Source organism: Acinetobacter sp. SFB (assembly GCF_001647545.1).
Taxonomy (GTDB): Bacteria; Pseudomonadota; Gammaproteobacteria; order Pseudomonadales; family Moraxellaceae; genus Acinetobacter.
Genome location: NZ_LSZH01000011.1, coordinates 555,348 through 575,754 on the forward strand (window position 1 = coordinate 555,348; position 20,407 = coordinate 575,754).

Here is a 20,407-nt window from a genome sequence, read left to right on the forward strand (position 1 = left end):
TCTTGTATCGTTAAAACCTGCCTATACTGTTTTAAAAATCTAAATGAAAAAAATGAGTGAATTATGCAAAGTAATAACCCTATTTTAACCCGGGTGGAAACCCAGAGTGATTTTAACCAAACCATGACTGTGCAAGGCGCGATTCAAAAATCTGTATTGCTGACTTTGATTGCTGCTGCGGTCGGTTTGTCTCTGTTTTTTTATAGCTTCATCACCCTAAATCTATCCCTTGCCTATGCCGGGGCAATGGTCGGTGCGATTGGTGGATTGATTCTGGCACTCGTCGCGACATTTAAACCCAAGACAGCACCTGTATTGGCGATTCCTTATGCCTTGTTTGAAGGTGCTTTTTTAGGCGGAATTTCAGTGATCTTTCAGGTGAAATTCCCCGGCGTACCTTTACAAGCTTTACTGGCTACTTTTATTACCACTTTGGTAATGTTCGCGTTGTATCGCTTTCAGATTATTCGTGCCACAGAAAAATTTAAAGCCGTAGTGCTATCTGCATCCATTGCGATCGCAATTGTCTTTGTGGTGCAAATTGTCATGCGTCTGGCTTTTAGCTCAAGCGTTCCTTACATTTTTGAAAGCAACTGGCTCGGGATTGGCTTTGCAGCATTTGTTGCAGTGATTGCCTCTTTAAACCTGATTCTCGATTTTGACCTGATTGAATCATCCGCTGCACAGTACGCGCCGAAAGCAATGGAATGGCTGTGTGGTATTGCCTTATTGGCGACTTTGGTCTGGATGTACTATTCATTCCTGCGTTTGCTCGGTTTATTACAGGGTGATGATTGATCATCCTTAATATGAAACGAATTTAAATAAAATGCTCCTACAGAATAGGGGCATTTTTTATGATTTTTACAGAACATACTAAAAAAGGCGCATTATGCAATTTCGCAAATGCTCCAGACTTGGCATTATGCTTGTAAATTATTTTGAGTGAGATTCACATGGCACAAGGACTATTAGCGGGTAAGCGTTTTTTAATCGCAGGTGTTGCAAGTAAGTTATCCATTGCATTTGGTATTGCTCAAGCCTTGCACCGTGAAGGTGCAGAACTCGCATTTACCTACCCAAATGAAAAATTAAAAAAACGTGTTGATGATTTTGCTACTCAATTTGGTTCAACTTTAGTTTTCCCTTGTGACGTGGCTGTCGATGCTGAAATTGATCAGGCTTTTATTGACTTGGCAAAACATTGGGATGGCTTGGATGGCGTGGTTCATTCAATCGGTTTTGCACCAGCGCATACTTTAGATGGTGACTTTACCGATGTTACCGACCGTGAAGGTTTTAACATTGCCCACGACATCAGTGCATACAGTTTTGTTGCAATGGCACGTGCTGCGAAACCATTACTCAAAGTTCGCCAAGGCTGCTTGCTGACGTTGACTTACCAAGGTTCTGAACGTGTGATGCCTAATTACAATGTAATGGGTATGGCAAAAGCATCATTGGAAGCAGGCGTGCGTTATTTAGCGTCAAGCTTGGGTAGCGAAGGTATTCGTGTGAATGCCATTTCAGCGGGTCCAATTCGTACCCTTGCGGCATCAGGCATTAAATCTTTCCGTAAAATGCTCGATTTAAATGAAAAAGTTGCGCCACTTCAACGTAATGTAACCATTGAAGATGTGGGGAATGCGGCTTTATTCCTATGCTCGCCTTGGGCAAATGGTATTACTGGCGAAATTATGTATGTTGATGCCGGCTTTAATACCGTCGGTATGAGCGCAGATTTGATGGCTGATGCTGAATAAAAAATGCATTAGGTTCTCTCTCCCTATGTGGGAGAGGGCTAGGGTGAGGGATTGCTTCCCCCCTCATCCCGACCTTCTCCCAAAGGGAGAAGGGGAAATATGGCATTAAAAAAGACCGCATAGGCGGTCTTTTTTATTAGGCAGGCTTATATGATTAAGCTTGACCTTCAGCAGCAACTTGAGCACGTTGCATATTCGCTTCGAATTCAGCATCGAAGTTAATTGGAGTAAGCAACAATTGCGGGAAGCTTCCTTTCGTTACCATGTCATTTACAGCTTCACGTAAGAATGGGAACAAAATATTTGGGCAATATGCACCCAAAATATAAGGAAGACGTTCTTCTTCAACGCTATCAATCAAGAAAATCCCGGATTGGGTTACGTCAACGATGAATGCTGTTTCACCTGCATTATTCGCTTGAACAACCACTTGTAATGCAACTTCATAATGGGTCGCATCAATTTTTTCTGCCGAAGAAGACAAATTGATATTTAATTCAGGCTGCCATTCTTTGGTAAATACTTGCGCGCCAGGGACTTCAAAAGAAATATCTTTAGTATAAATGCGTTCAAGTGCTAATTGCGGTTGAGCTTGTTGTTCACTCATTTTTTAATCCTTAATATGAGGGTGACTTAATAAAAGTGTTAAGCCAATAATTCGTTGAGTTTTCCTTCACGCTCTAAAGCATAAAGTTGATCAAAACCACCGATAAATTGGTCGTTAATAAAAATTTGTGGAACAGTACGGTGATTGGTACGTTGCATCAATTCCATACGTACTTCAGGCGCTTCTTTAGATAAATTAATTTCTTTATATGCAACGCCTTTACGCTCAAGAAGTTGTTTTGCGCGAACGCAGTAAGGGCATACAGTTGTTGAATAAATTACTACTTCAGCCATTAAGATATCTCCTTAAGCGAATTATTTACTTTTAATGAGCGGTAAGCCTTGGACTTTCCAATTATTCACACCGCCATCTAAACGGTAGCTATCAGCATGACCGACCTGTTGCAGAGCTGTACCTGCGATTTGACCGAGGTTACAAATAAACACCAGTGGACGCTCCGAAGATTTTAACTCTTCAAGATGGCTTGTAATTTGGCTATACGGAATATTACGGCTACCGCTGATATGGCCTTCACGAAAGTCTTTCGCATCGCGTAAATCAATCAGCAGAGCATTTTTAGCTTTGACTAAGATACCCAAAGACTGTGGTGAAATCTTACGACCATTGCGTTGTCCTTCTAAAACGAAGAACAAAACGATGAGAACCCCAAGTGTTCCAAACAAGAAAGGGTGATTCCCCATAAATTCCAACCAACGTTCCACAAGTCACCTAAATACAATTTTAAATTGCGTAGAGTATAGCTCATAAATATGGCGATCAAAATCGCCGCTTCAAGGGCTAAGGGTTAAGAAAAACTAATTTTTTTGCTGTGCTTCAGCAATTTCATCGCCTAAACGTAAATAACTGTCTAAACGACGCTGTAAAATTTCACCATTCGCAGCTGCCTGACGCAACGCACATTGTTTTTCATGCTTATGGGTACAGTTACGGAACTGGCAATGTCCCAGCAGATTTTCTATTTCAGGAAAACCTCGCTGAACTTTGTCTGGGTTCAAATGCCATAAACCAAATTCGCGAATTCCGGGGGAGTCAATCAGTGCGGCACCTTCACCGAACGCAATTAAACGCGTAGAGGTGGTGGTGTGCTGACCCAGTGCAGAGTTTTCGGAAATGATATTGGTCTTTTGCGCAGCATTGGGAACCATGGCATTAATCAGCGAGCTTTTTCCGACACCAGACTGTCCCACAAAGGCAACAGTTTCACCCGCTAAACGATGGGCCAATTCCGATAAATCACCATCAGATTGAGTTTGCATTACTTCATAACCTAATGCTTGATACTCTTTCATCAAGTTTAAAATCGGATCATTTTCTTTAATTAAATCAGCTTTGTTCAACACCAAAAGTGCAGGAATTTCTGCATCGGCACACGCCACGATATAACGGTCAATCAGGCTGGGTGCAACTTCGGGGAAGGATGCAAACACAATCACAATTAAACTGACATTGGCTGCGACCGGTTTAACTTTATGGTAACGGTCAGGACGGGTTAGCAGCGATTGACGTGGATGAATCGCAGTAATAATCCCTAGTCCGGTATTCGGGTCAGCCTGCCATTTAACCCGGTCACCGGTGACCAGTGCTTCTAAATTGGTCCGGGTATGACAGCGCCAGACACTGCCGAGTTCAATCGGCTTCCAGAACGGATCTGGCTCACCTGCAGGTACTTCAGGTTTGATCGGATGCTCATCAGGCGTTGATAGGGCTTGAACCTCAAGTTGACGACCATAGTGCTGTACCACCAAGCCTTCTAAATCACTTGAAGTGTCGAGTTCTTCTTGACGTGTTTGCTGTTGTTTCTGAATGCGACGTTGCTGCTGTTCAGTTAAACGACGTTTACGAATTAAAGCCATTCATATCCTAAAAAAACCATGAACTAAGAGATGTCAAAAATAGCATGAAGCGGGGTACGAGTTACAGCATCGACGCAATAAATTTGCTACTATAGCGGTTTTTAAGCCTAATAAGATTGCACATTTATGAGCAGCACTCCTGATACCCGCCTCATTTGGATTGACCTTGAAATGACAGGTCTCGATACTGATAACGACCAAATTATTGAAGTTGCAACTATTGTGACGGATGATAACCTCAATATTTTGGCGGAAGGCCCTGTGCTTGCTGTTCACCAGTCAGATCGCGTGCTCAATGCGATGGATGAGTGGAATACCCGTCAACATGGACAATCAGGTCTGATTGAACGTGTACGCCGTAGTAAACTCACGGCGCAAGATGCGGAACAACAAACCTTAGAGTTCCTGAAAAAATGGGTGACACCAAAATCATCCCCGATGTGTGGTAATTCTATTTGCCAAGACCGCCGTTTTTTGCACCGTTTAATGCCGGAAATGGAACAATTTTTCCATTACCGTAATTTGGACGTGTCTTCAGTGAAAGAGTTGGCAAAACGCTGGCGCCCAGAAATCATGAGCGGCTTGAAAAAGAATGCCTCGCATTTAGCCATGGATGATATTCGTGATTCGATTGTTGAACTCAAATATTATCGTCAGTATTTCTTTATTACCAATTAAGTAAAAATTGAAAAAAAGAGGCGAAAGCCTCTTTTTTTATAACTAAAAAATGCTTTCTCAATTGTATGAACATTTTTTATATTTATTTCATCCATTAGAAAATGCTGACGATATAGATTATCGAAAATAGCCAGAATTTGATAAAATGCGCCGGTGTTTTTTAGATACCCGATGACGAATGACTGATCTTCCTGAAGATGATGAATATGAGCGCCGCTTTGCAGGTGTGGAAAAAATTTATGGAGATGAAGCTTTCCGTCAGTATGAGCACAGCCATGTGATGGTAATCGGGATTGGCGGTGTCGGTTCGTGGGCGGTTGAAGCTTTGGCACGTACCGGTATTGCTGAGCTGACGATCATTGATATGGATGTGGTTGCTGCATCCAATATTAATCGTCAGTTGCCTGCCATGAGTTCGACCTTGGGGCGTGAAAAAATTGAGGTGATGGCAGAGCGTTGTTATTCGATTAACCCACGGATTAAAATTAATCTGGTGGATGACTATTTAACACCTGACAATATCAAACAACTTTTAGAAAACAAACCTGATGTGGTTCTAGACTGCATTGATGATGTCAAAGCCAAATTGGCCTTAATTCTGCATTGCAGATTCAATAAAATTCCTTTAATTGTGTCTGGCGGGGCAGGCGGTAAGCTTGATCCTTTAAAAATTCGTGTTGCAGATTTGTCTAAAACTGAACAAGATCCGATGTTAGCCAAGTTACGTACTCAGTTACGCGCCAAAGGGATTGGTAAAAAGCCCAAAGAGAAATTTGGTATTACCTGCGTGTATTCGATTGATAATTCCTTATCAAACGCAGATGTGTGTCCAAGTGCCGGCTTGCGTTGCGGCGGTTATGGGTCGGCAGTCGTAGTTACTTCTAGCTTTGCCATGGTTGCAGTTTCAGAAGTTTTGAAGAAGCTGACGGTTAAGAAAGTGAAAATGGAAGTATCCAAATCGTGATGTAAACCCGCGTCTGTTGATCTTTGAGCTGAGCATTGAATACATTTGGACACTCCTCTTAAATTTCTGCAGACCTTCTTGCTATACACAAAAATTAAAATAATTTAACAGGATACATTTAACTTGGTTGAAAATGCCCCAGACATTTTCAACGCTGCTCAAACCTATAACTATTTCATCTTTAAGACATAGATAGCTTTAGCATTGATTTTCTATTCAAGTTTTAGATTTTAAATAGATAAATATCTATATTAACTTAATCATTCAGCCTAGTCTTTTACACCTATTCAGCGAGTTTTCTACTGTGTTAAAACTCTAAACATACAGTCGATTTTTCAACTCTCTTGCTTAGCACATTCTTTTTCGTTGTTTCTTATGATCTTTAAGTCAATCTTTTATTATTCAAATGTATAAGTTGAGTAAGGTGGCATATTCAAAGTGAAAAATATCACTAATCTAGAAAACAGTTGAAGATATAAAATTAAATAATTTCTTATTTCTAAAGTTTAGCTTCAGGAGAAAAGTCATGACCGATCATCATAATCGCGAAAAATTATGGGAACTGATCAAGGAAGTACGCTATGCAATGATCAGTCACACCACTGAAACGCAAGAATTACATTCACAACCCATGACCATGCTGAATTCTGACAAGACTGAAAAGATCAGTGAAGGTCATAATCTTTATTTTATCTTGAAGGACACCAATGATCTGGTCAGTGCTGTGAATTCTGGGCGTAATCAGATTGGACTGTCTTTTACCAAACCGACTGACGGTATTTATGTCTCGATCAGTGCCCATGCACATCTCAGCACCGATCCAGCCTTGATTGATCTGCTCTGGAACCCTTGGGCTGAGAACTGGTTTACAGGTAAGGATGACCCAAGTGTGCGCGTATTGGTTGCTGAAGGTGTCAGCGCAGAATACTGGAACGTGACTGACAATAAAGTAACTCAGCTATTTAAATTAATTAAAGGCAGTGTGACCGGCCATGCGGGTGAAGTAGATTCGGATCACAAAAAACTCGATTTATAATCTGTCCGTATTTCGGGTCGAAAAATATAGCTTAAGCGTTTTAGGCTAAGTATGAAGAACACGTATAGAGTAGAGCAAAATACGTGTTCTTTTTTTTCTATTAAGTAAAATGATTTTTTTAGTATCTTTAAAAAATTAGAGCCCAAAATAATAAGCCAAGAGACAAATCACAATAGTTAACAAAATCAGTTTAATTACACCCGATGCGCCGACCTTATGATGCGTAGGGGCTGTATGGGTTTTTAAATGGGGTGAAGTAAAGGGTATGGTGGGAGCAGCATCTAAAGGATTGGCAATTTCTACTTTGCTCAGTTTTGCAGACTGATAATGATTGGCGACTTTAACAATAAATTTTGTCATCAAATCATCCAGTTTTTGCGAAAAGTGACGCAGATTCAGCTGTTCTTCAGGTGTCAGTTCACTGCCATCAGCATGATAGGGGTGCTGCTGTTGGTGTTTAATATAGGTCGATAGTGCGTCTAAACGATGTAATGTCTTGTGAGCATAATCCGCCTGATATTCACTTGGAAGCAAAGGTAAATATTTACTTTCCAACAGAGGCGTGCCATCAGCATTTTCAGTGTCAGCTTGAGTGAGACCGTAATAAGGAAAATCCCGGTTTGCCGGTTCACTCATGCCTTGGGCAAATTTGCTATCAAACAGTTCGTTATCGGTATAAGCCTGAATATCATCCCAATTCGGTTGTTGTAAATCGGCATCTAGACGTTTTGCAAGTTTGGGATTGAGCTCGAAACGCCAGAATGTTTCCTGACGGCATTGTTCCTGTTGCGGTTTAGGCGCTTCATAGTCATTGTCAGCGCTATACCATTCGGGTAGTTCTTTACCAAAAATCCATGCGGTCTTTTTATGATGTTCATGGCTGACAATAAAATGTGGAATCGGTAGTAGTTCTACATTCGCATTTGGGTTTTTTTCGTCCACCAAAAGACTTGAGCTATGTAGGCTAATACGGTGACAACCTTGTTTTTTCAGACCTTCAAGCCAAATTTGAAAATGTTGCGCAAGTAAATGTTGTGACATGAGATCACGGAAACGCAAGTTATGCTGGTTAAAAATGGAATGCTGTACCCAATAATTAAAGCTTAAATTCTGGCTGAGATATTCATTACCATAGCTGACCAAGGTCAATTGTTGTTTCCAGATTGGATCGAGTGCCATTTTTTATTGATCTCACGAATAATGCCTTTATCTTATACTTTTTATAAATCTGGATGCCAATCTAATTTTCCTCTCTACAGAACTTCATCAATACGTTCAAAAACTGTTAGAATATGGGGTTTTATTATATTTTTAAATTGTTGCTTTGAGAGTTACTATGTCACTGGAAGCCCTGACCACTGAAGCGCTCGCTGCAATTGCAGCAGCTCAAGACCTTGCTACACTCGATCAAGTACGAGTGCAATTTACAGGGAAGAAAAGCCAGCTCGCGGAACAATCGAAGGCACTGGGTAAAATGGAGCCTGAAGAACGTAAAGTTTTTGGGGCGAAAATTCATGCTGTACGTGAGGCCATTACTGGTGCATTAACAGCGCGCCAGGCGGAATTACAAAAAGCTGCACTAGAACAAAAACTTGCTAGCGAAATGATCGACATTACCTTGCCAGGTCGTGGTCAAAGCGTGGGAAGCATCCACCCTGTGACTCAAGTGCAAGAGCGTATTTGCCAGTTCTTTACCAAAGCAGGTTTTACGGTTGCGACCGGTCCTGAAGTTGAAGATGATTATCACAACTTTGAAGCATTGAATATTCCCGGTCATCACCCTGCACGTGCCATGCATGACACGTTCTATTTTGATGTAAATCATTTACTACGTACGCATACTTCTGGTGTTCAGATCCGTACCATGGAAACTCAACAACCACCAATTCGTATTGTCTGTCCTGGTCGTGTATACCGTTGTGACTCGGATCAAACCCATTCGCCAATGTTCCATCAAATTGAAGGCTTATACATTGCGGAAAATACCAGTTTTGCGGAACTGAAAGGTTTACTGATTAACCTGTTAAATGAATTTTTCGAAAAAGATTTAACTGTTCGTTTCCGTCCATCTTACTTTCCGTTTACTGAGCCGAGTGCGGAAGTGGACATTATGGATGAACGCGGTCGTTGGTTAGAGGTTTTGGGCTGCGGTATGGTACATCCGAATGTACTTCAAGCTGCGGGCATTGATCCTGAAAAGTATAAAGGTTTTGCTTTTGGTCTGGGTGTGGAACGTTTCGCAATGCTTCGCTACGGTGTGAATGATTTGCGTATGTTCTTCCAAAATGATGTGCGTTTCTTACGCCAATTTGCTTAAACGAATTTATTAACCTCTCCCTGACCTCTCCTAAAAGAAGAGGGGGTTTTCAATATGAAACAGGGGAATCTCTTTGAAAAATAGAGAGTTAGAGGGGATTCAAAAAATTAGATTTATAGGTTTTTATAGAAATGAAAATTAGCGAAAATTGGTTACGCACGTGGGTCAACCCAGCTATTGATAGTGAAAAACTGTCTGATCAGTTGACTATGCTGGGTCTTGAAGTTGATGAGTTGGCTCCAGCAGCTAAACCATTTACCGGTGTCGTTGTGGGTGAAGTTCTGACTGTGGAACAACATCCTGATGCAGACCGTTTACGTGTGACTACAGTAAATATCGGTTCGGGAGAGCCATTACAGATTGTCTGCGGTGCACCAAATGTCCGTGCAGGGATGAAAGCCCCTGTAGCAACCATTGGTGCAGTATTGCCGGGTGATTTCAAAATCAAGAAAGGCAAGCTTCGTGGTGTTGAATCACAAGGCATGCTGTGCGGTGCTTCTGAAATTGACCTTGAAGATAAACTTGATGGTTTATTGGAATTACCAAGTGATGCACCCGTTGGTGTAAACATCCGTGAATATCTAAATCTTGATGACCACGTCATTGATATCAGCATCACGCCAAACCGAGGTGACTGCTTCAGTATCCGGGGTATTGCCCGTGAAATTGGTGTGATTAATCAATTGCCTGTGACAGCACCTGAAATAAAAGAAGTTGCTGCAACCATTACCGATGTTAAAAATGTGGTTGTTGATACAGACGGCTGTCCGCGTTACTTAGGCCGTGTGATTAAAAACGTCAATACCAAAGCGCCCACACCTGAATGGATGGAACGTGCGCTAGCTCGTTCCGGTATCCGTCAGCACAGTATTTTGGTCGATATCACCAACTATGTATTGATTGAACTGGGCCAACCGCTTCATGCTTTTGATGCTGCTAAAGTTCAAGGTTCAGTGCATGTACGTCAGGCCACTGCTCAAGAGAAACTGGTTCTTTTAAATGAACAAGAGGTTGAGCTCACTGAAGATGTGATGGTAATTGCCGATGATGAAAGAGCATTGGCAATTGCCGGCATCATGGGTGGCTTGTCTTCATCAGTGACTGATGCTACCACTGAAATCTTTCTGGAATCTGCATTCTTCGCGCCATTACACATCGCAGGTCGTGCACGTCGTTATGGTTTACATACCGATGCATCACAGCGTTATGAACGCGGCGTAGACTTTGAATTGCCAAGTATTGCTATGAACCGTGCCTCACAGCTTATTGCTGAATTGGCGGGTGGCGAGTTTGGTCCAATTACGGTTGCAGAAAAGGTTGAGCTTTTACCAATACGTGACGCGATTGAATTGAACCAAGTTCAAGTCGATCAATTACTAGGTTATAAAGTTGAAAGTGACTTTATTACTGATTCATTACAACGTCTTGGTTGTATCGTGACGGTGAAAGCACCAGGTGAGTGGAGCGTTATTCCGCCTTCACATCGCTATGATATGGCTATTTATCAAGACCTGATTGAAGAAGTTGCCCGTATTCACGGTTATGACAATATTCAAATCAGCCTGCCTGTGATCGATGTCAAACTTGCAAAGTATCAAGATCAGTTTGAATTACCGCAACTTCGTCAAACCTTGGTGACTTTAGGTTATCAAGAAGCCATCAGCTTTAGCTTTGCCGATGCCAAACTTGAAAAGCAGTTGAATCCAAATGTTAATTCATTGATGTTAGCAAATCCGATCTCAAGTGAATTGGCTGCGATGCGTTCGACTTTGTTATCAAGTTTGATTCCATGCGTGCAATACAATATTAACCGTCAACAAAGCCGCGTACGTTTCTTTGAGTTAGGTTTACGTTTTGATTATCAAGATGCAAAAAGCATTCATGATCTGAAACAAATCCCGACTTTGGCATTAATTGCCGTGGGTGCTAAAACGGCTGAATCTTGGCATGTGAAAGCACGGCCGATGGATTTCTTCGATCTTAAAGGTGAGGTTGAGGAAATTTTCGCTGCTGGACGTGTCAAAGTTGAATATGTTCGTTCAGAACGTGCATGGTTACATCCGGGTCAATCTGCTGAAATTTTAGTAGATGGCAAGTCTGTCGGTTACCTGGGTCGTTTACATCCATCTTTGGAAGATGAGCTTGATTTAGGCATCACTTGGGTGGCAGAACTCGATCAACAGGCTGTTTTGCAAACTTATGTATCTAATTTTACAGAATTATCACGTTTTCCATCGGTTAGACGTGATATTGCGCTTTTAATTAGTGATAAGATTAATGTTAGCGAAATTCAGCAACTTATCGGAAAAACGGGTGGAGCGTTATTAAACTCGACCTGGTTGTTTGATGTGTACACTGGACAAGGTGTCGAACAGGGTAAACGCTCATTGGCATTTGCACTTTTATGGCAACACCCATCCCGTACACTTGAAGATGCTGAAATTAAATCGGGTATGGATCAAATAATCGAAGTGTTGCAAAACACTTATCAGGCGACATTGAGGGCTTCATGACAGCATTAACAAAAGCAGAAATGGCTGATCATTTAAGTGAGCTCACGAGTTTAAACCGTCGTGAAGCAAAACAAATGGTCGAGTTGTTCTTCGATGAGATTAGCCAAGCGCTAATCTCAGGCGAACAAGTAAAACTTTCGGGGTTCGGTAACTTTGAGTTGCGTGATAAACGTCAACGTCCAGGTCGAAATCCGAAAACGGGTGAAGAAATTCCAATTTCTGCACGCCGTGTAGTCACATTCCGTGCAGGGCAGAAATTCCGCCAGCGCGTAGGAAATGAGCAGATCGATTGATCTGCTTTTTTTATTTTAAAATATGTAAAACTCTATCACTTGAGTGACAGGGAAGTAGATTAGCTATGACTGGAAGTCATGTTGTAGCTGAAAATAAGATTGGGTAATTTATATTTTACTGATCTTTATCTTAAGCATAAAAAAAGAGAGCCAAATGGCTCTCTTTTTTACTTAATAATCGTAAAGATTATTGAGCTTTAGCAGTAGAAGCAGCAGCAGTAGCATCAGCAGCAGCGTCAACAGCAGTAGAAGCAGCATCAGCAGCTTGAGAAGCAGCAGCGTCAGCAGCAGGAGCAGCTTCAACAGTAGCAGCAGAAGCAGCAGCTTCAGCTTCAGAAGCAGCAGCTACAGCTTCAGATGCAGCAGAGTTAGCGTCAGCAGCAGCTTCTTCAGTTTTTTTAGCACAACCAACGAAAGCTAAAGTAGTAGCAACTGCAGCAGCAATAGCGATTTTTTTGAATAACATGGCATCACTCTCTAAAATATGAGATAAAAAAAAACCTTTGTTAGCCTGTTGAGTGCTTTTATTCTTCCTAATATTTGTTAGGCAGTAACAATGCAAAGGCAGTCTAACTGGTCTGCAAATATGCTATCACTGCGCATTTTTAATTACTACTAGGGTGCGAGCAAAAAATGCAAAAAATGATGAAAAATGAGCAGTTTATTAACAGAAAATAACAATCAACTAGAGGGTTTATATTGGAGAAGCACTAAATAACTTGCTAAAAAATATCATTTTTTTTATCTGATTATTTTAATAATCATGAACTTGCATAAAAGTTTACAAGAAAAAAGCTCAATTGTGTCTTTATGTAAACAAAGTCAACCAAATAAAAAGGCTATCGTTATAGATAGCCTTTTATATACAACATAATAATGAATCGAATTAATTGGTTGCTTTACCTTTCATTTGATCGAAGAAATCATCATTGGTTTTGGTTTCTTTCATGCGATCAAGCAAGAATTCCATTGCCACCAATTCATCCATAGGATGAAGTAACTTACGAAGAATCCATACTTTACGTAAGTTATCTTCGCTCATGAGACGTTCTTCACGGCGTGTGCCTGATTTCTTGATATTCATCGCAGGGAATACGCGTTTTTCAGAAATACGACGATCAAGAGTGATTTCTTGGTTACCGGTACCTTTGAATTCTTCGTAAATTACGTCATCCATTTTACTGCCGGTTTCAATCAAGGCTGTAGAAATAATTGTTAGTGAACCACCTTCTTCAATATTACGTGCTGCACCGAAGAAGCGTTTTGGACGTTCAAGTGCATGTGCATCCAGACCACCCGTCAGTACTTTGCCAGATGAAGGAATAACAGTGTTATATGCACGTGCTAAACGGGTAATCGAATCAAGCAAAATCACGACATCTTTTTTGTGTTCAACCAGACGTTTTGCTTTTTCAATGACCATTTCAGCCACTTGTACGTGACGAGCGGGTGCTTCATCGAATGTGGATGCAATCACTTCACCACGGACAGTACGCTCCATTTCGGTAACTTCTTCTGGGCGTTCGTCAATCAGAAGAACGATCAGGAATACTTCCGGATTATTACGAACAATCGACTGTGCGATGGTTTGCAATAGCATGGTTTTACCGGCTTTAGGTGGTGCAACAATAATTGAACGCTGGCCTTTACCAATTGGCGCAACCAGGTCAACCACACGTGAAGTTAAATCTTCAGTGGTACCGTTACCTAGCTCCATAATTAACTGTTCAGTTGGGAACAATGGAGTTAAGTTTTCGAACAGGATTTTGTTACGTGAGTTTTCAGGCGTGTCATAGTTAATTTGATTAACTTTTAATAAAGCAAAATAGCGTTCGCCTTCTTTCGGTGGGCGAATCGTACCTGTGATGGTGTCACCTGTACGTAAGTTAAAGCGACGAATTTGAGACGGGCTGACATAAATGTCATCAGGACCTGCAAGATATGAACCTGATGCAGAGCGTAGGAAGCCAAAACCATCAGAGAGAATTTCTAAAACACCATCACCAAAAATCTCTTCGCCATTCATTGCATGGCGTTTTAAGATGGCAAAAATGATGTCTTGCTTACGGTTACGAGCCATTCCTTCTAGGCCCATAAACTCGGCAATCTTGATGAGTTCGCCAATCGGTTTTTTCTTGAGTTCAGTTAAATTCATAGGGGGTCAGATAGAATCAAAATTCTGGAATAGAGATGAGGAAAGGGAGCAACATTCAGCCGCTTGCACGCAATAAAAGTAACGTAATTGTATTTGCACAATAACAATTCAGAGGTCTGATTCATTGTTTCGAAGAAAAAAGTGTAAAACAATTTCTGTTGCCGAGCGGCGATCTTATGTGTTGTGTCTTTTAAGAAAATTGCGGATTGAAAATCCTTTATTCCTTGAACATGCAATATAAGAGAGAATACAGCTTTTGTCAATTTATAGACGAAAAAAATACGCTATCCGGAAATAGCGTATGGGATTAAATTGTACTGTTTTTAAATTAGATGTTTTCTTCAATAAATGCAGTCAATTTAGATTTTGGTGCAGCGCCTACTTGTTGCGCAACTACTTCACCATTTTTGAACATCAATAATGCAGGAATGTTACGGATGTTGTAATTCACGGCAGTTGCTTCGCAAGCAGTTACGTCAACTTTAACAACCTTCATTTTGCCTTCGAATTCTGTAGAAAGCACTTCTAATACAGGTGCAATCGCCTTACATGGTGCACACCAACCTGCCCAGAAATCTACAAGTACAGGAACGTCAGATTGTAAAACGTCAGCTTCGAAGTTTGCATCAGTTGTGTTTACGATATTGCCAGACATGGATATGCTCCAAATAAAATTTTAAGTTAGTTCTATAACTATAAGTATTACATAGCCTCATTTAACTATGTAGTGGGATATGTAGATTTTCAAACATTATAGTGAGTTTGTCTAATTGATGCTGACGATATTGGTAATCGTGTCATGCAATTGTCAATGATAAAAACATAAAAACTGATTCATTTGAGCTGATAAATGGCTTTTAAATTGTATGTATGTGAATTACTCTAAGCATAATTCTTATAGGTTCGTTGAATAATGTCGGATTTTTTGATTGATGAAGAGTTACTTGCTGCCATCGATATGGGGTCGAACAGTTTTCATCTTGCTATTGCGCGTGTAGATCATGGCGAAGTAAAGAAAGTTGCTTCAATGTCAGAAAAAGTACAGTTGGCTGCAGGTCTGGATGAAAATAAAAACCTGACTGAAGCCGCCCAGCAACGTGGTTTGGCTTGTTTGGCACGCTTTGTCGGACGGCTAAGTTCAGTACAAGCGAACCGTATGCGAATTGTAGCGACCAATGCTTTACGTCAAGCCAAAAATGGTCATGAATTTATTCAAAAAGCCGCAGAAATTTTACCCAAGCCGATTGAAATTATTGCTGGTCGTGAAGAAGCCCGTCTGATTTATTTGGGCGTCTCGCATACTATGGCCAATAGTGGTCGTCGTCTAGTGATCGACATTGGTGGTGGTTCAACAGAGCTTATTATTGGCGAGGAATTCGAGCCGATTCATACCGAATCTTTACAAATGGGCTGTGTGGCATTTACCAAAGCTTATTTTAGTGATGGCGAGATTAACCAGAAAAATTTTGATAAGGCGGTCGTTGCTGCACGTAAAGAACTTTCAGGTATTGCCAATACCTATAAAACAGCGGGTTGGGATACGGTGGTCGGTTCAAGCGGTACCATTAAAGCCTGTCGTCAAATTACTGTAAATATGGGCTGGAGCGATGCGCAAGAGAACTTGACTCGCGAAGGTCTGGAAAAACTTAAAGAAAAATTACTCAAATTTAAACATATTTCTGAAGTGGATTTTGATGGTTTAAAAGAAGACCGCCGAGCAGTTTTGCCAGCTGGGGTTGCCATTTTATATGCGGTATTCGATGTACTAGAGTTGAACAAACTGGTGTATTCCGATGGTGCATTACGTGAAGGCGTGATGTATGACTTGCTGGGCCGTTTCCAGCATGAAGATATCCGCGACCGAAGTGTGCAAGCTTTGATGGGACGCTATAACGCAGATCCCAAGCAGGCTGAACGGGTGGTGAAAACTGCCCAGCATTTGTTTGATGGAGTTGCTAAGCCACTGAATTTAAACAGTGAAGACAGTGATTTATTGCGTCGTGCTGCATATTTACATGAAATTGGCTTGGCGATTAGTCATGCAGGTTATCACCGTCATGGGGCGTATTTGTTGCAACATTCAGATATCGCCGGCTTCTCGCAAATTGACCAAAACCATCTTTCCCACTTAGTTGCACATCATCGTCGTAAGCTACGTAATGATAGCCGCGTAGATGTAATGAGAGTGGGTGGTAGCAAATTAGTTTACTTAAGTCTATTGCTTCGTCTTGCAGTTTTACTGAATCATAGTCGTAGCGATGAGATGCTTCCTGCCATTGAATTAAGTGTCGACAATGAGCAACAATGGCATCTAAGCGTTTCTGGCGATGCCAAACAATGGCCTTTGCTTGTAGCAGACTTGCATGATGAACAGGTGCAGTTTAAGCATTGGGATATTGAATTGAATATTCAGTCGGAACAATTTATCTATTAACAAGTTATTGGTTAACAAGCTATTGTTAGTTTTGGGATAATGGTCGACCTATGAAAAATAAAGCTGCTAAATCTAAGGCATGGACAACGGTTCAAATTGCACGTCATCCGGAACGTCCGCAATTTTTGGATTATGTTGGTGAAATTTTCACTGAATTCGATGCTTTACATGGTGATCGGTTATTTGGTGATGATGGTGCAATGATCGGTGGTTTGGCACGTTTTAATGGTCAGCCAGTCATGATTGTTGGGCAACATCGTGGCCGTAGCACACGTGAAAAATTGCAGCATAACTTCGGGATGAGTAATCCTGAAGGTTATCGCAAATCACAGCGCTTGCTGGATATGGCGGAACGTTTTAACCTGCCAGTCTTTACTTTTATCGATACCATGGGTGCATATCCTGGGGTAGGTGCAGAAGAACGTGGTCAGGCAGAAGCGATTGCCACCAGCCTTGCACAACTTTCAAGTTTGAAAGTTCCTGTGATTGCTACCGTATTGGGTGAAGGCGGTTCAGGTGGTGCGTTGGGTATTGGTGTAGCAGACCGTGTGGTGATGCTGTCTCACAGTATTTATTCAGTCATTTCACCGGAAGGTTGTGCATCCATTTTATGGAAAACAGCTGAAAAAGCCGAACAAGCCAGTGAAGCCTTGGCATTGACTGCTGAAAAACTCAAAAAAATGGGTATTGTGGAATATGTGGTTGATGAAGGTGAAGGTGCACATTTGCAGCCTGAAAAAGTCATGCAAGACCTTAAAGATGTGTTACAACAGGCTTTAGAAGAATTGCAATCGATGGATGCGAATGAGAGATGCGAAGCACGTTACCAGCGTTTAATGAAGTTTGGCAGCGACAATTTAGGTCTGGCGTCTTAAATCAAATCCAGTGCTTTCCTACAGGAGGCACTTTTTTAATTGGATGTAGTGGCGGCATGGATTCCATGCTGCTTTTGCATTTAATGTCTTATTTATATCCTGAAAAAATCCGTGCCATCTATATAGATCACCAGCTGCAAGCAATAAGTGCAGATTGGGGGCAGTTTGTGTCTGAACAATGTGCAGCACTAAATGTCCCATGTCTGGTTGAAAAGGTGGATGTGCAGCAAGGCAATTTGGAACAGCAGGCACGTACCGCACGTTATCAAGCCTATTCAAAACATCTAAAACCGAATGAAATTCTGGTTCTGGCGCATCACCAGCAAGATCAGGCTGAAACCTTAATGTTGCGTTTGCTCTCGGGTGCAGGGGTGCAGGGGTTGGCGGCCATGAAATCAGTCGATGTGCGTGAGCAATTCACCATTTGGCGACCACTGCTGGATATCTCGCGTGAGCAAATTTGCCAATGGGCAACTCAACTGAATGTGCAAAATATTGAAGACCCCACCAATTTGGACACCCATTATGATCGCGCCTGGTGCCGTCATGAATTATGGTCAGTCTTACAAAATCGCTATCCTAAAATGCAGCAGGCACTTAGTCGCACCAGCTATTTAATGCAAGATGCGGATGAAATTTTGTACGAAGTGCTGCAGCAAGATTTAGCACATTGTGGATCGGCAACTGAACTCGATTTAAAAAAATTATCTCAATTATCAAAACCACGTCAAAGACAACTGTTATCCGTCTGGATGAAAGGGCAGGATACCTATCGCCCGAGTTTTGAAATGGTGGAACGCCTGTTGCAGGAAGTGATCGCATCGAAGTCGGATGCACAGGCTGCCTTGCACTACAATCAATATTATTATGTGCGTTATCAGCAAAAGCTTTATCGTTTAAGTGCAGAAGAATATCGGGCTGAAAAAAATAAAAAGCATGTTTTCGAACAAACCGTCTGTCTGGAATTAGGTCAAACAATAAATGTCGTTTCAGGGCAGTATGTTGCTGAAAAAGCAAAAATTGGATTATCAGCCTTATTGTTGGGCAAAGAATTAAATCTGGTGCTGCGCCAAGGGGGAGAAAAAATTCATTTGTATGGACGAGTGGGGACTTGGCCTTTAAAAAAAGCCATTCAGGAAGCACAAATTTTTCCTTGGCAGCGTTATACAATTCAAATATTGAGCATAGATAATGTTATGCTTGGTGCTTTTACACCGAAAGGGTTTTGGTTAGCTCAATCTGAATATTGTGAAGTCGGGGGTTGGCAGCCAAATTTAATCTCTTCGTTAAAAAATTCTAAGTCGAGTATTGATTCATGAGTGCAGCTTTAAATTGTAATATTTGTTTTATTGGTGGCGGTAATATGGCTCAAGCCTTAATTGGCGGGCTCATTTCGCGTGGTTTGCCAGCAACACGTATTACAGTTTCTGATCCGGTGGAAGAAGTACGTCTTTTATTAGAAGAAAAAGATGTGCAGGTCACCGATGACAATATTGCTGCCATTCGTGATGCCGATATCGTCCTTTTTGCGGTGAAGCCACAAGTATTGGCGAGCGTATTAAAACCGCTTAAAGGTTTGTTCGATGGAAAATTGGTGATGTCGATTGTTGCGGGGGCTGAAATTGTAACCATCGCAAATCTGCTAGACACCGATCGAATTGTTCGGGTAATGCCGAATACGCCTGCTTTGGTACAAACAGGGGCACATGGTTTGTATGCCAATGATGCGGTGGATAGTAAAGACCGTGAGCTTGCAAGCCAGGTTTTAGCAGCAACCGGTTTAACCCTTTGGGTGAATACGGAAGCACAGATTGATGCAGTGACTGCAGTGTCGGGTTCGGGTCCGGCATATTTCTTTTATATGATGGAAAGCATGATTCGTGCAGGGAAAAACTTGGGACTGGATGAGAAAGTGGCGACAGCCCTGACTTTACAAACGGCTCTAGGTGCTGCGCAAATGGCGATTACCAGTGCCAACACACCTGCTGAGTTGCGTAAAAACGTCACCTCTCCAAACGGTACCACACAGGCTGCACTTGAAGTCTTTGATCGTGCACAAATCTCACAAAATATTCAGGCCGCTTTGGCTGCAGCTCAAAAGCGCAGTCAAGAACTTGCTCAAGAGCTAAGTGAAAGTAGCAAATAACTCGTTTTTATTTAGGAAAGTTCCAGTATGGGTGCAAACTCTGCGCTAATTTTTGGCATTATCATTAACGTAGCGATTTTGCTCGTGTTCTTCCGTTTTCTCATGCAGTTGGCAGCGGTGAATGCTTATAATCCGGTGGTCATGTCTACGGTAAAAGCCACGAAAATCGTTGATGTCTTTGGTCGTATTTTTCCCACTGTAGGGAAAGGTCGTGTGAATCTAGCGGCTTTAGCGTTGGTGGTAATTTTATATTTACTCAAGATTTTTGGGGTGATGTATTTATCCGGTGCCATGCCGAACAGTCCTGTGCATTTGGTGATTTTGACTTTTGTCACCATGATTCAGGACTTGATTCGTTTCTGTCGTTATTTAATTTTTGCGACGATTATTTTAAGTTGGGTGGTGATGTTTACACAGTCTCGCTCACCTTATATTGAAGTGGTTCAAGAACTGGCAGAACCATTATTGGCGCCATTTCGTCGTATTTTGCCAAATATGGGGATGATTGACTTATCTCCAATCATTGCATTTTTAACGTTGTATATTGCTGAAATCATCATGAATCAAGTGGCGATTGTGCTTTTGACCGGGCTTTAAAATTTGCGCAATAAAAAAGGACTCGATCGAGTCCTTTTTTATTAGAAAAAATTCCTCTCCTTTGGGGAGAGATGAAGAGATGGTTAAATTTTTTTGCGAATAACCCTCATCCAGCCTTCTCCATAGGTTAATAATGCCAGAGAAGGAGTTTTAAC

21 protein-coding genes are annotated in these 20,407 nt (G+C 41.5%); 13 read left to right on the forward strand and 8 right to left on the reverse strand.

Annotation, left to right across the window (positions count from 1 at the left end):
- Positions 1–63: 63 nt before the first annotated feature.
- Both AY606_RS07125 and AY606_RS07130 read left to right on the forward strand, forming a co-directional pair.
- Positions 64–798, forward strand: coding sequence for a Bax inhibitor-1/YccA family protein (locus AY606_RS07125; protein ID WP_067866536.1), 735 nt, complete (start codon positions 64–66; stop codon positions 796–798).
- Positions 799–956: 158 nt separating this feature from the next.
- The gene (locus AY606_RS07130; protein WP_067866538.1) at positions 957–1,763 is read left to right on the forward strand and encodes an enoyl-ACP reductase FabI; all 807 of its coding nucleotides are present in this window, start codon (positions 957–959) and stop codon (positions 1,761–1,763) included.
- A gap of 154 nt (positions 1,764–1,917) precedes the next feature.
- On the opposite strand, the gene secB is transcribed toward AY606_RS07130, so the two are convergent.
- The 4 genes from secB to rsgA form a co-directional block, all read right to left on the reverse strand.
- The gene (gene secB / locus AY606_RS07135) at positions 1,918–2,370 is read right to left on the reverse strand and encodes a protein-export chaperone SecB (RefSeq protein WP_067866540.1); all 453 of its coding nucleotides are present in this window, start codon (positions 2,368–2,370) and stop codon (positions 1,918–1,920) included.
- Between the two features lie 38 nt (positions 2,371–2,408).
- Positions 2,409–2,663, reverse strand: a complete 255-nt coding sequence (gene grxC / locus AY606_RS07140) for a glutaredoxin 3 (RefSeq protein ID WP_067866542.1) — start codon at positions 2,661–2,663, stop codon at positions 2,409–2,411.
- Positions 2,664–2,684: 21 nt separating this feature from the next.
- A complete protein-coding gene (locus AY606_RS07145) occupies positions 2,685–3,092 on the reverse strand; it encodes a rhodanese-like domain-containing protein (protein WP_067866544.1) in 408 nt (135 codons plus the stop codon).
- Positions 3,093–3,185: 93 nt separating this feature from the next.
- Positions 3,186–4,244: a small ribosomal subunit biogenesis GTPase RsgA gene (rsgA, locus tag AY606_RS07150; RefSeq protein ID WP_067866546.1), complete on the reverse strand. Its 1,059-nt coding sequence runs from the start codon at positions 4,242–4,244 to the stop codon at positions 3,186–3,188.
- 126 nt (positions 4,245–4,370) lie between these two features.
- Between rsgA and orn the strand changes: the two genes are divergently transcribed.
- The 3 genes from orn to AY606_RS07165 all read left to right on the forward strand — a co-directional run bounded on the left by orn (position 4,371) and on the right by AY606_RS07165 (position 6,922).
- The gene (gene orn, locus AY606_RS07155; RefSeq protein WP_067866548.1) at positions 4,371–4,922 is read left to right on the forward strand and encodes an oligoribonuclease; all 552 of its coding nucleotides are present in this window, start codon (positions 4,371–4,373) and stop codon (positions 4,920–4,922) included.
- Positions 4,923–5,100: 178 nt separating this feature from the next.
- On the forward strand, positions 5,101–5,886 hold the full coding sequence (locus AY606_RS07160; RefSeq protein ID WP_067866550.1) for a tRNA threonylcarbamoyladenosine dehydratase: 786 nt from the start codon (positions 5,101–5,103) through the stop codon (positions 5,884–5,886).
- 526 nt (positions 5,887–6,412) lie between these two features.
- Entirely contained in the window at positions 6,413–6,922 is a 510-nt protein-coding gene (locus AY606_RS07165) for a pyridoxamine 5'-phosphate oxidase family protein (RefSeq protein ID WP_067866552.1), read from the forward strand.
- A 135-nt stretch (positions 6,923–7,057) separates the two neighbouring features.
- Here AY606_RS07165 and AY606_RS07170 read toward each other — a convergent pair whose 3' ends face one another.
- Complete coding sequence (locus tag AY606_RS07170) at positions 7,058–8,101, reverse strand: hypothetical protein (protein WP_067866554.1); 1,044 nt, start codon at positions 8,099–8,101, stop codon at positions 7,058–7,060.
- Between the two features lie 157 nt (positions 8,102–8,258).
- Here AY606_RS07170 and pheS point away from each other — a divergent pair, with 157 nt between their 5' ends.
- From pheS to AY606_RS07185, 3 genes are all read left to right on the forward strand, one after another.
- Positions 8,259–9,239 (forward strand): phenylalanine--tRNA ligase subunit alpha, encoded by a 981-nt coding sequence (pheS, locus tag AY606_RS07175; protein WP_067866556.1) that lies wholly within the window; start codon positions 8,259–8,261, stop codon positions 9,237–9,239.
- A 131-nt stretch (positions 9,240–9,370) separates the two neighbouring features.
- On the forward strand, positions 9,371–11,752 hold the full coding sequence (gene pheT / locus AY606_RS07180; RefSeq protein ID WP_067866558.1) for a phenylalanine--tRNA ligase subunit beta: 2,382 nt from the start codon (positions 9,371–9,373) through the stop codon (positions 11,750–11,752).
- A complete protein-coding gene (locus AY606_RS07185) occupies positions 11,749–12,045 on the forward strand; it encodes an integration host factor subunit alpha (RefSeq protein WP_004649746.1) in 297 nt (98 codons plus the stop codon). The genes pheT and AY606_RS07185 overlap by 4 nt, the downstream gene beginning before the upstream one ends.
- 187 nt (positions 12,046–12,232) lie before the next feature.
- Here AY606_RS07185 and AY606_RS07190 read toward each other — a convergent pair whose 3' ends face one another.
- The 3 genes from AY606_RS07190 to trxA all read right to left on the reverse strand — a co-directional run bounded on the left by AY606_RS07190 (position 12,233) and on the right by trxA (position 14,855).
- Positions 12,233–12,511 carry a hypothetical protein gene (locus AY606_RS07190; RefSeq protein ID WP_067866560.1) on the reverse strand — a complete coding sequence of 93 codons (279 nt, stop codon included), beginning with the start codon at positions 12,509–12,511 and terminating at the stop codon, positions 12,233–12,235.
- 420 nt (positions 12,512–12,931) lie between these two features.
- Positions 12,932–14,200, reverse strand: a complete 1,269-nt coding sequence (rho, locus tag AY606_RS07195) for a transcription termination factor Rho (RefSeq protein ID WP_067866562.1) — start codon at positions 14,198–14,200, stop codon at positions 12,932–12,934.
- A 328-nt stretch (positions 14,201–14,528) separates the two neighbouring features.
- Positions 14,529–14,855 (reverse strand): thioredoxin, encoded by a 327-nt coding sequence (gene trxA, locus AY606_RS07200; RefSeq protein WP_067866564.1) that lies wholly within the window; start codon positions 14,853–14,855, stop codon positions 14,529–14,531.
- 258 nt (positions 14,856–15,113) lie between these two features.
- Between trxA and ppx the strand changes: the two genes are divergently transcribed.
- Genes ppx through AY606_RS07225 form a run of 5 tightly spaced genes read left to right on the forward strand, consistent with a single transcriptional unit; the run spans position 15,114 to position 20,252 of the window.
- Complete coding sequence (ppx, locus tag AY606_RS07205; RefSeq protein WP_067866566.1) at positions 15,114–16,634, forward strand: exopolyphosphatase; 1,521 nt, start codon at positions 15,114–15,116, stop codon at positions 16,632–16,634.
- 50 nt (positions 16,635–16,684) lie between these two features.
- Positions 16,685–17,509: an acetyl-CoA carboxylase carboxyltransferase subunit alpha gene (locus AY606_RS07210; protein WP_067866568.1), complete on the forward strand. Its 825-nt coding sequence runs from the start codon at positions 16,685–16,687 to the stop codon at positions 17,507–17,509.
- Positions 17,446–18,828: a tRNA lysidine(34) synthetase TilS gene (gene tilS, locus AY606_RS07215; RefSeq protein ID WP_081408370.1), complete on the forward strand. Its 1,383-nt coding sequence runs from the start codon at positions 17,446–17,448 to the stop codon at positions 18,826–18,828. Before AY606_RS07210 ends, tilS begins: the two co-directional genes overlap by 64 nt.
- Entirely contained in the window at positions 18,825–19,655 is an 831-nt protein-coding gene (gene proC, locus AY606_RS07220; RefSeq protein WP_067866570.1) for a pyrroline-5-carboxylate reductase, read from the forward strand. Before tilS ends, proC begins: the two co-directional genes overlap by 4 nt.
- A 27-nt stretch (positions 19,656–19,682) precedes the next feature.
- A complete protein-coding gene (locus tag AY606_RS07225; protein WP_067866572.1) occupies positions 19,683–20,252 on the forward strand; it encodes a YggT family protein in 570 nt (189 codons plus the stop codon).
- The last annotated feature ends 155 nt before the right edge of the window (positions 20,253–20,407 follow it).

What these genes read in the sequence shown, in the direction of transcription:
- AY606_RS07125 (WP_067866536.1), top strand. Translation starts at nt 64, where the DNA reads ATGCAAAGTAATAACCCTATTTTAACCCGGGTGGAAACCCAGAGTGAT.
- AY606_RS07130 (WP_067866538.1), top strand. Translation starts at nt 957, where the DNA reads ATGGCACAAGGACTATTAGCGGGTAAGCGTTTTTTAATCGCAGGTGTT.
- secB (WP_067866540.1), bottom strand. Translation starts at nt 2,370, where the DNA reads ATGAGTGAACAACAAGCTCAACCGCAATTAGCACTTGAACGCATTTAT.
- grxC (WP_067866542.1), bottom strand. Translation starts at nt 2,663, where the DNA reads ATGGCTGAAGTAGTAATTTATTCAACAACTGTATGCCCTTACTGCGTT.
- rsgA (WP_067866546.1), bottom strand. Translation starts at nt 4,244, where the DNA reads ATGGCTTTAATTCGTAAACGTCGTTTAACTGAACAGCAGCAACGTCGC.
- orn (WP_067866548.1), top strand. Translation starts at nt 4,371, where the DNA reads ATGAGCAGCACTCCTGATACCCGCCTCATTTGGATTGACCTTGAAATG.
- AY606_RS07160 (WP_067866550.1), top strand. Translation starts at nt 5,101, where the DNA reads ATGACTGATCTTCCTGAAGATGATGAATATGAGCGCCGCTTTGCAGGT.
- AY606_RS07165 (WP_067866552.1), top strand. Translation starts at nt 6,413, where the DNA reads ATGACCGATCATCATAATCGCGAAAAATTATGGGAACTGATCAAGGAA.
- AY606_RS07170 (WP_067866554.1), bottom strand. Translation starts at nt 8,101, where the DNA reads ATGGCACTCGATCCAATCTGGAAACAACAATTGACCTTGGTCAGCTAT.
- pheS (WP_067866556.1), top strand. Translation starts at nt 8,259, where the DNA reads ATGTCACTGGAAGCCCTGACCACTGAAGCGCTCGCTGCAATTGCAGCA.
- pheT (WP_067866558.1), top strand. Translation starts at nt 9,371, where the DNA reads ATGAAAATTAGCGAAAATTGGTTACGCACGTGGGTCAACCCAGCTATT.
- AY606_RS07185 (WP_004649746.1), top strand. Translation starts at nt 11,749, where the DNA reads ATGACAGCATTAACAAAAGCAGAAATGGCTGATCATTTAAGTGAGCTC.
- AY606_RS07190 (WP_067866560.1), bottom strand. Translation starts at nt 12,511, where the DNA reads ATGTTATTCAAAAAAATCGCTATTGCTGCTGCAGTTGCTACTACTTTA.
- rho (WP_067866562.1), bottom strand. Translation starts at nt 14,200, where the DNA reads ATGAATTTAACTGAACTCAAGAAAAAACCGATTGGCGAACTCATCAAG.
- trxA (WP_067866564.1), bottom strand. Translation starts at nt 14,855, where the DNA reads ATGTCTGGCAATATCGTAAACACAACTGATGCAAACTTCGAAGCTGAC.
- ppx (WP_067866566.1), top strand. Translation starts at nt 15,114, where the DNA reads ATGTCGGATTTTTTGATTGATGAAGAGTTACTTGCTGCCATCGATATG.
- AY606_RS07210 (WP_067866568.1), top strand. Translation starts at nt 16,685, where the DNA reads ATGAAAAATAAAGCTGCTAAATCTAAGGCATGGACAACGGTTCAAATT.
- tilS (WP_081408370.1), top strand. Translation starts at nt 17,446, where the DNA reads ATGCGAAGCACGTTACCAGCGTTTAATGAAGTTTGGCAGCGACAATTT.
- proC (WP_067866570.1), top strand. Translation starts at nt 18,825, where the DNA reads ATGAGTGCAGCTTTAAATTGTAATATTTGTTTTATTGGTGGCGGTAAT.
- AY606_RS07225 (WP_067866572.1), top strand. Translation starts at nt 19,683, where the DNA reads ATGGGTGCAAACTCTGCGCTAATTTTTGGCATTATCATTAACGTAGCG.